This is a genomic window from Olivibacter ginsenosidimutans, assembly GCF_039542865.1.
In the GTDB taxonomy this organism is placed as follows: domain Bacteria; phylum Bacteroidota; class Bacteroidia; order Sphingobacteriales; family Sphingobacteriaceae; genus Olivibacter; species Olivibacter ginsenosidimutans.
The window spans coordinates 34713-47752 of the sequence record NZ_BAABIQ010000008.1 but is presented as its reverse complement, the minus strand read 5'-3'; the positions used below and the strand labels follow the sequence as shown (position 1 = coordinate 47752).

12 protein-coding genes, 2 tRNA genes and 1 pseudogene are annotated in these 13040 nt (G+C 40.6%); 5 read left to right on the top strand and 10 right to left on the bottom strand.

Annotated features, from left to right (window positions below):
* Positions 1 to 20: 20 nt before the first annotated feature.
* On the top strand, positions 21 to 1661 hold the full coding sequence (locus tag ABD930_RS07475; RefSeq protein ID WP_345231096.1) for an amidohydrolase: 1641 nt from the start codon (positions 21 to 23) through the stop codon (positions 1659 to 1661).
* 246 nt (positions 1662 to 1907) lie between these two features.
* The gene (locus ABD930_RS07470) at positions 1908 to 2702 is read left to right on the top strand and encodes an SDR family NAD(P)-dependent oxidoreductase (RefSeq protein ID WP_345231095.1); all 795 of its coding nucleotides are present in this window, start codon (positions 1908 to 1910) and stop codon (positions 2700 to 2702) included.
* 101 nt (positions 2703 to 2803) lie between these two features.
* On the opposite strand, the gene ABD930_RS07465 is transcribed toward ABD930_RS07470, so the two are convergent.
* Positions 2804 to 2876, bottom strand: a tRNA-Lys gene (locus tag ABD930_RS07465).
* Positions 2877 to 3102: 226 nt separating this feature from the next.
* Here ABD930_RS07465 and ABD930_RS07460 point away from each other — a divergent pair.
* On the top strand, positions 3103 to 4071 hold the full coding sequence (locus ABD930_RS07460; RefSeq protein WP_345231094.1) for an NAD(P)H-quinone oxidoreductase: 969 nt from the start codon (positions 3103 to 3105) through the stop codon (positions 4069 to 4071).
* A gap of 11 nt (positions 4072 to 4082) precedes the next feature.
* On the opposite strand, the gene ABD930_RS07455 is transcribed toward ABD930_RS07460, so the two are convergent.
* Positions 4083 to 5237 carry a serine hydrolase domain-containing protein gene (locus ABD930_RS07455; protein WP_345231093.1) on the bottom strand — a complete coding sequence of 385 codons (1155 nt, stop codon included), beginning with the start codon at positions 5235 to 5237 and terminating at the stop codon, positions 4083 to 4085.
* Between the two features lie 364 nt (positions 5238 to 5601).
* On the opposite strand from ABD930_RS07455, the gene ABD930_RS07450 reads away from it, so the two are divergent.
* Positions 5602 to 5674: transfer RNA gene (locus ABD930_RS07450), tRNA-Lys, on the top strand.
* A gap of 739 nt (positions 5675 to 6413) precedes the next feature.
* On the opposite strand, the pseudogene ABD930_RS07445 reads toward ABD930_RS07450, so the two are convergent.
* Positions 6414 to 7211, bottom strand: a pseudogene (locus ABD930_RS07445) (recombinase family protein); the annotation flags it as partial.
* 26 nt (positions 7212 to 7237) lie between these two features.
* Positions 7238 to 7399, bottom strand: coding sequence for a hypothetical protein (locus ABD930_RS07440; protein ID WP_162835070.1), 162 nt, complete (start codon positions 7397 to 7399; stop codon positions 7238 to 7240).
* Between the two features lie 559 nt (positions 7400 to 7958).
* Here ABD930_RS07440 and ABD930_RS07435 point away from each other — a divergent pair.
* Entirely contained in the window at positions 7959 to 8591 is a 633-nt protein-coding gene (locus ABD930_RS07435) for an antirestriction protein ArdA (RefSeq protein ID WP_345231092.1), read from the top strand.
* 310 nt (positions 8592 to 8901) lie between these two features.
* Here the strand turns inward: ABD930_RS07435 and ABD930_RS07430 are convergent, their stop codons facing one another.
* From ABD930_RS07430 to traM, 6 genes are all read right to left on the bottom strand, one after another.
* Positions 8902 to 9339: a response regulator gene (locus ABD930_RS07430; protein WP_345231091.1), complete on the bottom strand. Its 438-nt coding sequence runs from the start codon at positions 9337 to 9339 to the stop codon at positions 8902 to 8904.
* Positions 9340 to 9694: 355 nt separating this feature from the next.
* Positions 9695 to 9973, bottom strand: a complete 279-nt coding sequence (locus ABD930_RS07425; RefSeq protein WP_345231090.1) for a molybdenum ABC transporter permease — start codon at positions 9971 to 9973, stop codon at positions 9695 to 9697.
* 103 nt (positions 9974 to 10076) lie between these two features.
* Positions 10077 to 10481 (bottom strand): DUF3872 domain-containing protein, encoded by a 405-nt coding sequence (locus ABD930_RS07420; RefSeq protein ID WP_425571116.1) that lies wholly within the window; start codon positions 10479 to 10481, stop codon positions 10077 to 10079.
* 54 nt (positions 10482 to 10535) lie between these two features.
* The gene (locus tag ABD930_RS07415; protein WP_345231088.1) at positions 10536 to 11093 is read right to left on the bottom strand and encodes a conjugal transfer protein TraO; all 558 of its coding nucleotides are present in this window, start codon (positions 11091 to 11093) and stop codon (positions 10536 to 10538) included.
* Between the two features lie 17 nt (positions 11094 to 11110).
* Positions 11111 to 12013, bottom strand: coding sequence for a conjugative transposon protein TraN (gene traN, locus ABD930_RS07410; RefSeq protein WP_345231087.1), 903 nt, complete (start codon positions 12011 to 12013; stop codon positions 11111 to 11113).
* Positions 12014 to 12116: 103 nt separating this feature from the next.
* A complete protein-coding gene (gene traM, locus ABD930_RS07405; RefSeq protein ID WP_425571112.1) occupies positions 12117 to 12959 on the bottom strand; it encodes a conjugative transposon protein TraM in 843 nt (280 codons plus the stop codon).
* Positions 12960 to 13040: the final 81 nt, after the last annotated feature.

The window sequence follows — 13040 nt, the reverse complement described above, 5'->3', positions numbered from 1 at the left end:
TATAACAAAATATAATGTTTATGAATAGGTTTTCTTTTTTGCTGTTCGGTATGTCATGCTTAATGGTTTTCCAAGGATGTAATAAAAAAGAGCGTGTTGATCTTGTCGTTCATCACGCGCGGATTTATACGGTTGATTCCCTTTTTCGTATTCAAGAAGCTGTGGCAATAAAAGACGGTAAATTTATTGCTGTCGGAAAAAACGATGAAATTACCAATATGTATGAAGGGAAAGAAGCGCTTGATGCCCATGGAAAACCAATATATCCAGGTTTCTATGATGCACATTGTCATTTTTTTGCTTATGCTCAGGGAAAACATGAGGTAGATCTTACGCAGGTATCATCCGAAACCATGTTGGTAGAACGTGTAAAAGCCTTTCGTCAAAAATATCCCAACGATGCCTGGATTATCGGGCATGGATGGGATCAAAATCTTTGGAAGAATAAACAGTTTCCAACGAATGATGCGCTTAATAAAGCATTTCCAGACGTACCTGTTTATCTAAGTAGGGTAGACGGACACGCCGCTCTAGTTAACCAAAAAGCGTTGGAATTGGCTAAAATATCGGCAGATGTAAAATTACAAGGTGGATTAGCCGTGCGTCAGCAAGGTAAATTTACGGGTATCTTAATAGACAATGCTATGGATATGGTACAAGCAATAATACCAGATCCCAGCGAAGAAAGTCTGTCAAACATGCTCTTAACAGCTGAAAAGGATTGTCTCGCCGTGGGGCTTACTACGCTAGCTGATGCAGGCTTGCCGATGAAAAGTATTGAACTGTTAAAAAAATTATATCAAGAAAATAAACTTAAAATCAATACGTATGCCATGGTTATGTTAAATCCAGATCAACTTGACGAGGTATTGAAAAAAGGAGTTTATACAAGTAAGAAACTGGATGTTCGTTCATTCAAAATTGTGGCTGATGGAGCCTTAGGATCCCGTGGCGCATGTTTATTAGCCCCTTATGCTGATGCACCAACATCTGGTTTTCTGCTGCAATCGCCACAGCTTTTTGATGCGATGGTTGCCAAAGTAGCTAAAAGCAACTTTCAATTAAATGTTCATGCGATTGGAGATTCAACTAATCGTTTTGTACTGCATACCTTTAGAAAATATCTTCCAAAAGAGAGCGATAGAAGATGGCGTATTGAGCACGCGCAAATCATTGCCCCACCAGATTTTGATTTATTTGTCGATGCTGGTATTATTCCTTCTATTCAACCGTCGCATGCTACCTCTGATATGTATTGGGCAGTTGACCGTTTAGGCAAAGAAAGAATGGCTGGAGCTTATGCTTATAAGCAGCTGCTTCAAAAAGCTGGCTTAGTGGCATTTGGAAGTGATTTTCCGGTTGAAGCAATTAACCCTCTATACCAATTTCATGCTGCTGTAGCGCGTAGGGATCAACATAACCTTCCTGAAGAAGGTTTTCAAATGCAAGGAGCACTTAGTAGGGAAGAAGCCCTTAAAGGATTAACAATTTGGGCCGCATACGCTTGTTTTAAAGAAAGGGAAAGCGGTAGTATTGAAACAGGCAAAACTGCTGATTTTGTTTTATTAGATCAGGATATCATACAAATTCCATTGAACAAGATACGACAAACTAAAGTGATGTCTACGTGGATAGATGGTAAAGTGGCATGGTACAGATAGTTTGTTATACCATTAGTCTGCTGGTCGAATGTATTGTTCCATTCAGCCGTACCCTCTTTCTGAAAGATCCAAACAATTAAAAACAAACAAAGGTACGTTTATAACGTATAAGGTATATTATCATAATGAGAATGGTAAAAACGTGAATTTATTGTGAATTCATTGTTTTCACACAGTATTTGCCAATTTCTCTTACTTACTTTGGTACGCATTATCGTTATTATTCACGATTAAAATTAATATGCTATGAATTTAAAGTTAGAAGAAAAAACTGCTTTGATAAGCGGTTCCACTGCAGGAATCGGATATGCTATCGCGAAAAAGCTTGCAGCGGAAGGAGCGCACGTTATTATCAATGGAAGGAAAGCCGAAGAAGTGACGAATCGTGTAAACGATCTCAAAAAAGAAACCGGAAACAAATCGATTACAGGAGTAGTAGCAGATTTTTCGAAAAAAGAAGATATTGACAAGTTAATAAAAGAAATTGGGGATGTAGACATTCTGATCAATAATGTTGGCATCTTTAATCAGGTAGATTTTGAAGATATTTCAGACGAAGAGTGGTTTGAAATGTTCGAAGTAAATGTGATGAGTGGCGTACGGCTTTCCAGGCATTACTTTCCCAAAATGTTGAAGAAAAATGAAGGTAGAATCATTTTTATTTCAAGTGAATCTGCCTTAAATATTCCAACGGAAATGATACATTATGGATTTAGTAAAACAGCACAATTAGCTATTTCCAGAGGATTAGCTAGATTGACAAAAGGTACCCATGTCACTGTGAATTGCGTGTTGCCGGGTCCTACGATGAGTCGCGCCAATGAACAGGATTTGAAAGCTCAAGCGGAAAAGGAAAATACGACAGTAGAAGCAGTTCAAAAAGAATTCTTTGAGAAAAGAAGACCTACGTCTTTAATACAACGCTTTGCCGATACAGAAGAAGTGGCCAATATGGTTGCTTATATTGCTAGTCCTGTATCGTCTGCCACCAATGGTGCTGCCCTTAGAGTGGATGGTGGTGTTGCAAATTATATCATTTAGTCTTAATGTTTAATCCATTGTGAAAAGAACCGTTATGCTTCTAATGGTGTTTAAAACGAAAAAAAGTTGTTTTTCTATATGAAAAACAACTTTTTTGAAAGTGACCCCGGAGAGGCTCGAACTCTCGACCCACTGATTAAGAGTCAGTTGCTCTACCAACTGAGCTACGAAGTCATGCGCCCTTTTACGGAAGAGCACAAATTTAGCTTTTTTTTAGAAAAAACGAATAATTATTTTCCTCTAACGGGTATTTCTCATTTTTTGTAACCTTATTCAATCGAATTCCTTTTCGATTTTATGGAGAAATCCTATCTTAGGGAAAGGAAACAATACCAACACAATTGACAGGATCTCGTATGTTGATGCGTTGAAGAAACAGCTATAAAGAATAAGCAAAAGAATGAAAGCAATCGTAATTAGTGAATATGGAGCACCCGATGTTCTGACTTTTCAAGATAGACCTATACCAGAAATAGCTGTTGATGAAGTATTAATTGAAGTTAAGGCCGCTGGAGTAAATCGACCTGATATCCTTCAACGAAAGGGAAACTACCCCGCTCCAAAAGATGCTCCAACCGACATACCAGGTTTGGAAGTCGCAGGTCTTGTTAAGGAAGTTGGAAAACAGGTGCACAACTGGCAAGTTGGCGATTCAGTATGTGCCTTAGTCGCAGGCGGTGGATATGCAACACACGTTGTAGCAAAGGCGGATCATTGTTTACCAATACCCGAAAAATTCACTTTTATTCAGGCTGCTAGTTTACCAGAAACTATTTTTACAGTGTGGAGCAATGTATTCAGGCGGGGGAATTTGCAAGCAAATGAAAAATTACTTATTCATGGCGGTAGTAGCGGCATAGGCATAACGGCCATACAGCTAGCAAAAAAAATGGGAGCAACAGTATATGCAACAGCAGGTTCAGATGAAAAATGTGAAGCTTGTATGAAACTAGGTGCCGATATATGTATTAATTACAAACGTTTTGACTTCGAAAAGGTTTTTGCAAAAGAAGGCTTAGACGTTATTTTAGATATGGTTGGCGGCATCTATTTTGAAAAAAATATACAAATACTAAAAGAAGAAGGACGTTTAATATATATTAACGCTATGCAAGGCGCTTTGGTACAGTTAAATCTCCTAAAAATGATGCGTAAAAGGATCACTATAACTGGGAGTACGTTACGTGATCGAGATAAAAACTTTAAAGCAGCGCTAACGCGTAACATTCTTCAACATGTTTGGCCGATATTGGAATCTGGAGAATTTAAACCTATAATCTATAAAACTTTTCCGTTAAGGAAAGCTGCTTTAGCGCATGAGTTGATGGAAAGTAACCAACACGTCGGAAAAATAATCCTAAAGGTATAATGGTGTTAAGACTAGTTTGCGATAAGGTTGTCATATAAACTACGAATACTTTCCTTTAAAAAGTCATTAAAATCGTTAGTGTATGACGTTTTGCAACCGTTGGTAATAACAACTATACCAAATTTTTCCTTCGGCTGGAAAAACATAGAGCTATATAGCCCATAAGCATCTCCATTGTGGCCTATGAGCGTTTTGCCCGGAATTAAGTCGGTTATTTGACGAAGGGCGAGACCATAACCTTCATCATCTGATAACTTCGTTTGCATGGTTTGAGCACTTTTTTTAGAGATGATTTTTATTCTATTGGATGTCCCATAATTCATATGCATCATCATGTATTTGGCAAGATCAGTAGCAGAAATTTTCATACCGCCAGTTGGAGAAAAGACTGGTGTGCTATAGCCCATGATATAGTGACTGATTTGCTCGCTTTTGGGTGCATATGCTTCAGGTGACGGCTCAAATATATTTTTTTCATTATTGTACGTATACAAGGTAACAAAACGCTTATTATCCAGAGAATCTACACAGTAACCACCATACAAGCCCAAAGGATCTAACAAATGATGTTTTACATATTGATCAAAACGTTCTCCCGATGCTTTTTCCAATAATGTGCCAGCCAAATTAAAATTAAGATTGCAATATTCGTAACCCTTACCTGGCTCATAATCATTGTAGCTTGCCGCCCAATTGGGATTTTTATTAGGATTGATAACATCCAAATCAAAGTATCCATTTTTATCACTGAGACTAGACGTATGTGATAAAATCATGCGTAATGTGATTTTTGTATTAGGAAATTTGGGGTTATTTATTTTGAAGCCGATCAGCTCACTGAATTCGTCGTCTAATGAAAATTTACCCGCCTCTATTAATTGCATAAGCGATGTGGCAGTGAAAGACTTGGAAATAGATGCGATTCTGAATATATCCTCATTAGCTAAAGGTGTATGTTCTGCTATATCTTTTAAGCCCAAAGATTTAGTATAAATGATTTTATTATTTTTAACAACAGCCACCGACATACCTACGGTTTGGTATTTAGCCATAATAGCTAAGAGATCTTGTTCCGTTTTTTGGGATTGACCGAAAGCAATTGTACTTATGGATAAGTAGCAAAAAAAACTTAAAAAACATTTGGGAAAGTTAATATAAGCAAACATAATGTATTTAATTTAATGAATATGGTAGACGAATAGATGATGCTTTCAGTATTAAAAGACTTAACTGGCCAAATTTTAACAATGGGTTTAAAAAAGATAGATAGGGCAATCGATCTAAATGGATCGAAGATGGTTTTCTGTCTATTCTTGATATAAATGGGTAATGTAGCTATAATCGCCATTTAAGAATTTATAAAGATCTCCTGATGCTATAAAAATACAATTTTTCTTCTTGTTACCGAATTAGTTAACTCAAACGATAAAATAAATTTATGCTTGTGTTTGGAAGATACCTGTTAGAATTCTATCTTTGCAGCTCTTTAAAAGAAACAACAATAGTTGATTTTCTTTAAAAAGGCAAGATGATTCCGTAGCTCAGCTGGTAGAGCAATACACTTTTAATGTATGGGTCCTGGGTTCGAATCCCAGCGGGATCACCTCTTGGGACAAGTCTAAAAAAGAAAGACTTGTCCCATTTTTTTTGCCTTGTAACTTGTTGTTATTCTGATAGATAAGAGCAATCGCAGAATTTAGCCTCGGAGTTCGATGTTGTGTTCCGTCAAATTCCAAAAAATCGGGGAACATCGAACTCACTATAAGCCTTTTTTCCTCAATATCGCCGTTTTCATACCGTCTATCAATGTTTGCGACCTTTTTTAAGGTGGATGCTACTAAGTCTTTTATCTCCGTTCCCACTACTGCCAAGTCGTTTAATCTACGTTCCAAAACCTCAATCTTTCCTTTGGTCAATTTCTTTACTTCTTGGAAGTCGTCATCTGCCATTTCTCCATCGGCATTTTTTAAAAGCGCATTTTGATAGCGTTTGTTCAACGCATCAATCTCACCTATGATATTTGCCCGTTCGGTATTTTGGGCTTTGGTTTTGTTATTGAAGTCTTTTATAAAGGCTTCGATAAATACATCAACCATGCCCTCTTTTGGCGACATATACCGTAATTGCTTTAGGAAAGCCTCATTGGCGGTTTCGGCTTTGAACCGTACTCCGCAGGAGGAAGTGCAATGATAGTAGTAATAGTAATTGCCCATCTTGCCCTTTGAGGCACTCCCTGTGAGCATCCTATTACAATTAGGGTTAGGGCATTTGATAAACCCTCTAAGCGGTAGATTGTCCATAGCCACGATTTTAGGCTTTACAACCCTCTTTCTCCCATCGAGTATATCCTGTACATCCGCAAAGGTCTTTTCGCTGATTAATGGCTCATGCTGTCCTTTGACAAAATATCCCTTTTCCTCTTTGTACGGAGGAATGAATATTTTGCCACAGTACAAGGGGTTTCGGACGGCTACCCAAAAGTTATTTTTGCTGAACCGACCTTTTCCATCAGCTTTCTCTCGAACCATCTTCCATATCTGTTCCGTATTGAAGTTATTGGAAACGATTTGCTCAAACGCCCATTTTAATATGGGTGCTTCAAAATCATGGGGTGCAATGAACTTCTTTTTGCCCTCTGTTATCTTATTGACATATCCCAAAGGAGCAGTACCCATATACCGCCCCTCTTTTTTCGCCCTGCGCATTCCGTGAAAGACATTTAATGCACGCCTGTCGTTCTCAACTTCCGGTGAAGCGAGATAGAACGCAAGCATGATTTTATTTTCGGGAATGGTAAGGTCTAAGGGCTGTTCTATCGCAACAGGCTCAACGCCATGTGTCCGTAACTGGTTAATCATTTGGTATGCATCCCCTGCGTTCCTACTGAACCTATCCCATTTGGTAAATAATATTATTGACCCCGCTTTATTGTTCTTTGTTTTACGCAGGTTGGATAAATATTTCTGCCACTCTGGACGTTTGAAAGATTTTGCCGAATGGTCTTCTATGTAAACATCCCTTACCGGAATGCCTTTTATTTCACAATACTTTCTTAATCGGTCTTCTTGGTCACGTTGCGAATATCCCTTGTCCGCTTGCTCGTCTGTCGATACACGTATGTATAAATCTGCCTTTCTCATCACAACAGTTTTCCTTGTTCATTGGGTTAAAGTTTTCCTCTTAGATACTGGTTAACTGCAATGTGAGCTATCTTTTTGACGAACTCCAAGATGGTTTTTGCTTCCTCTATATCGACCTCTGTTCCTTTCTTTTTCAAGATTTGTACCACTCTTTCGGGTGTTAAATCGTTCGCTTTTTCTTTCTCCATCTTCAATTGATTTTTGCCTGTTAACCACACGGATTAATCCGTACAGACAAACTTATTACACTGATGGAGTGGATATTGAATTGTGTCTTTGGGTTGAATTACTTGGCTTAGATTGGCTCAAAGTGTTACAATAACCTAAGCACATTTACGGCGTTCGCTCCGCTACTGACCGTAAAAGAGCTTATGTCTATGATTGTTAACAGGAGATTGAAGATGTCGTTCCACAGGTTGGGCTGTTCCACTCCAGACTTCAATCACCTGTTACTGTACGGGCGAACATTAAATTCTTGATAAACCATTTCGGCAATGCTATCCTCATTACTTCCACGTTTGGTTACGCCTAAAAGCGAGTATGCCTGTTGTTCACGTTTCATGGAGCAAAGGTATGTCCGTGTTCTTAACGTAGGCAAAAGGTCATGCAAGTTTGGAAAAAAATCTCCAGCCCGTTGGGTGTATTTTTTGTCCAAAACCTTGTGCCTACTAAACACTAACCTTTCATGCTCCCGAAACGAAACACAGCATACTCCGACTCTTTACACGAATAAAAAAAATGTCAGGCATGAGGAAGACAAGCATTGAAAATGGTATTGAAACAAAACAACAGCACCACCTCTCATTGCCGAATAAATCAAAAAATTTAATCCAAAACAGTAAAGAAATGACACATCAAATAAACACATCGGAAGCAAGGGTATATGTCGGCACATACGCAAAATATAATGACGGTTCAATCTTCGGAGAATGGCTAAAGCTATCCGATTATGCGAACAAGGAAGAGTTTTACACCGCTTGCAGGGAGCTACACGATGACGAGGAAGACCCCGAATTTATGTTCCAAGACTACGAAAATATCCCAAATGGATTAATCGGCGAATGTTGGATAAGCGATAGCATATTTGAGATTTTGGAGGCTTTGGAAGATATGGACGACGCCCGAAAAGAGGCATTCCTAATATGGTGCGACAACGGACACCGTAAGCTGTCCGAGGAGGATATAAACGACCTAATAAGCAACTTTGACGATGACTATATCGGCGAATACAAGGACGAGGAAGATTTTGCCTATGGACAGGTAGAGCAAATGAACTTGCCCGAATTTGCAAAAACGTACTTTGATTATGAGGCTTTTGCCCGTGACCTGTTTTGCGGTGATTATTGGAGCAATAGCGGTCACGTATTTTATAATTGCTAACCCACAGGCGACCGCCTGCAAAGGTGGTCGCCTATCAAAAATCAAAACCACGATAATAGAAACTTATCGAGCGAACCTAAAACATGATACGGGCATGATACGTAAAAACACCCTACACTAAAAATCCGGTCGGGCAAAAAGACAGATCCTCCCCAGGTCGGAACAGTCTTTTTGCAGAAAGTGGGACAACCACTTTGTAAATGCGGTCGCTCCGCAACTCCCTATACCCGCATTTCCCAAAAAGGCTGTGAGTTTGTTCTACTTTCTTTCATGAGTGAGACGGAAAAGAAAGTAGCAAAGAAACCTAAGTTTATGACTGATTTTTAAAATATTCCGTTGCTATCCCACTAATCCCAACACTGAAATATTTTTTGTTTTCGCTCAACACCTTAACGGCTGTTAGCATTTCATTGGGGTCAGCGTATTTCAATATATAGCCCGAAACACCAGTTTTCAGCATATCTGTTACGCTTTTCCTGTCATCCGCTGTACTGGAAATTAGGACTTTCAAATCGGGATGCTTTTCGAGTAAAAGTTTAGCCGTGGCAAAATCTTCCTCAATGAGACAGACATCGGGTAATCTGTTATTCTCTTTTAGTTTTTGTAGGGCATCCTGCCCGTTACCTGTTTGGAACAATACCGTATAGCCCGAATTTTCAAGTTGCTTTACGGGCATCTCCCGAAGCTGTGCATGGCTATCTATGACCGCTACACAGACTTTTTTTTTATTTTCTTTTCCAGTAACCATAATATCTGTTTTTAAAAGTAGCGACCTGCAATAAAAAAGCGTAGGCAACTACACTTATCGACATTAAGGCACTGGTACGCCTCTCTCCGAATAAGCGAGCGCCCACGCCATAGCATGAGCGTTCTTACTTATTTGTCTCGGAGAATTGTTTAAAATTACCAGTTTTAAATGTCGAGATTTAAAGCAAAAACACTTTAAGATTTTTATATTTTCTAATAGCAAAGATAACAATGTGGATTTTCTTATACAACAGCCATCCGCCTTTTCAATTTGGGTTTAACATGGGAAGATTGTAAAACAAAAACGGTACAGACCGTAAAGACCTGTACCGTTCCCTAAAACTAAATATCGTTACTTATCGTGGATTCTGTATCTCCGTGTTTTGGGATGCTTTTTCTTTTGCCTTTTTCTGTCTCGAATAACTCCACAAGAACAGCACACCGAATATAATCAAAGCATAAGCTATCCATTTGCCCAAACGTTCAGAAGTTTTAATAATAACCGACTTTTCATAGGATGAAAAGCCTTCCGCTCCGGTCGGGCTACGCCTGTAAAACTTCCTGCGGTTAATCCAGTAACGGAAACCTAATCCCAAAACCAGTGCTATTATGCCTAAAACCAGTGATGCACCCATAACGATAGCTATTATAATTCGACACTTTGAATTTACGAAAAAGCACCGAATGGCAGGCTTAAAAATGAAAAAAACCTGCCCAACGTGCAGGTTTTTTCTGTCTTTAATCACGGCTGTTAAACTGGAAACTTATTTGCTTTTCGTTCCCGAAGTTGTCCGAAATCCAAATATCAAACGCCTGTGATACGGTGGATTGCGAGGTGTAATACAGCCTAAATTGTGTCTGTGGCAATAGGTACAGGTCATTGGGCATATACGGCGGTTCGCTGTAATACCGCAATGCTCCCTGTCCGTCAAGCTGGAAATAGCGGATGTAGTAATTTGCATCACTGAAATTTCCGCTTCGCTGTATCGTTACCCTTATTTCTACGGTCTGCCCGTTTGACACATCCTTTGGAACAGGCATTACCTGTACCTCAAACGGGTAATTCTGCCTGATGTCGAGGTCGTCTTTTTCGCAGGAGGTCAGTACCAACGAACAGACTAACATCGCCATGAGCATGAACATTGCCTGCAAATGTAGCCCGTACTTTCTGATTAATATTTTCATCGTAAATCAATTTTAAAAGTTAAACCTTAGTCCAATCCCTGCCGATGGACGGAACTGTTTCAAATCCGTACCCCATAATACTTTTGTCCGCCCTTGCAGGAGCAGGACAAAGCGGTCGGACAGGTACGTTTCGAGCGTGAGCCGTCCGCCTGTGCCGTAAACGAAATTGTCTTTGTCGAGGATGGTCGAGCCATCCGGTAGCATGGCTTCGCTCCGGTTGATGGTTTCATAACCTGCCACGGCTGTAAGCCCTGCATTCAGCGTGACGGTCTTTCTTGCATCGCCCAATAGCTGAAGACTGTAACCCACCTCGCCCGTATAGGTTTCGAGCGGTATCTGTACATCCCTGTAACCGGAAAACTGATGGGTGTACTCCGCACCCCATATCCAGTAATTGCCGTTCTTTCCGTTCACGGTCAATGTCAAATTCAGATAGTAATTGTCGCTTATTTCTTTGGACAGCATACCTGCGTTTATTTCCAATCCCTTTTGCTTGGGGAGCATCCGTTGTGCCTGTACCGCCGTCATGCTTAGCATGGCAAGCACCACGGCAAAAATGTATCTTATCATTGTTCGTTCTTTTTAGGTTAATTAATCTTTAGGTGCATATCGCTTATCAGCTTGGCGTGTACGAGGTCTAAATTTTCCACCTGCAATACCTGTTGTCTGCCCCCGTTCTTTTCAAAGATTTCGATAATCAAAACCTTGTCATCCGTGATGGTAAACTGGTCGAGCAGGAACACGTTTTGGTCGGTCGTATTGCCCGTGATTTCTCCGAGCGTTTTGTACATCCTTAGTGGGTGCATTGCCTTTTCCTGCACCACGGTACGCTTGGCGACTTTCTTGTCCACCACCTTGAAATTCACAAAGTCAATATTGAACGGCACATTGCTTTTGTTGCGCAGTTCCGTATGGAAATAGAATTTTCCGTTATGGACGTAGATACCTTTCAGCAGGAATTGTATGCCGTAGCTTTTCGCCCCGATATGCTTTACAATTCTTTTGTTCCTTTTATAAATCGTTTCCATGAGCAACCCTGCCAGTGACGGCGAATTGCCCCCCAATTCCTCAAACAGAACATCGTTGCCGTTTTCCCTGTCCGATGCCTTTTGCATGGTCAGCAAATCATAATTCAGTGTTGCAGGATAAGGGCTGTAAAAGACGTTGAAATTGTAGAACCGACCATCGTCCGTGATGACCGAAAAATTGGTTTCCTCGTCAAAATCCCTAACGCTTGCCTTAATACGCAGTACGTTTTCCGCATCTTCGGCTTTGCCTGCAATAAGGTATTCACTGCCCAAATCCACGTAGCGGATAGCGGACGGGAATATGAGGTGAGAAGTCTTGCTGTACGTCACCTGCATTTCGTAAGGCTCAACCTTGCCCATGCTTAATTTTGTTGTTTTGGATGCCACTTGCTGTGCATTCGCTCCCGTAATGCAGAGGGGCAAACAGACCATTGCCATAAGGCTTTTAAATATTGCGTTCATATCGTTATTATTTGATTTTTAATGGAGATATGGAATGTTCATGTGTGTTTGTTTTTTTGGAAACATGAACATTTCATTTTCTTTTTGATTTTAGTGTTGAACATTAGTTTTTTGAAACGACGAAAATCTGATGACCGGCTTTGACGGTTACTTTCGGTGTCCTTACTTTCTTGGAGAAGTAACCCGATACGCCCTGCACCACGCCACGGGAAAGGTCGCCTGCCATCTGTTGCCCTGCCGAGCGTGTCATCATAATGGATGTGCCGGAGGTTTGGCTCATGTTGGAGGCAATCTCTGTAAGGGCATTCATTTCGGGGGAAAACGGCACATATAGCCCTTGCTGTCCGTCCACGTCATACACGGTTATATCGACCGGAATAATATTGCCCTCAAATTCGATGGATGTTACCTTTAACTGCAACCTGCCACTTTGAAACTTGGCATTTGCTGTCAGTACCGTTCCTGCCTGAATGGAGCGGACAGGCGTTTGTGCCGTTTCCAACAGGCGCAACCGTACACCACTTTCGCCCGTCACGACCTGTGTTTCCTGTACTACCGCCCTAATGCTGTTTTTCGGCTGTATGACCTGTTCCGAAACGCCTGCCGTATAAAAGCCACGGTTTCGGGTTTCGTTCCAGTTTGCCAAAAAAGCACTGTCGGTCGGTTCACGGTACAATGCGGAAACCGTATTTTTCCTTACAGGGGTGAATGCCACAAAATGTTCCTTTTGTGAGGTACTCTTTGCCAAAGCTGTTGTGTCCGCATTACCTGTCTGTGTTGGAGTTGAGGGCAGGTAACGGGATGCCATTTCGTATGACTTTTCCATCAAAGCCAGTTGGTCATCCACGGTCGTTACAGGCGGTACGTCTTTTTCTGCCAACTGTTCTTTCAGTTCCTCAACTTGTTTGCGGAGTTCCTGTGTTTCGTAATCGCTGTTGTGGAGCAAGTTATGTTTTGAGGCACTCGAAACCCGTTTCGTGCCTCAAAACCACTTGCCCTTGCAGGGAGCTTTAGAACACCCTCCGAA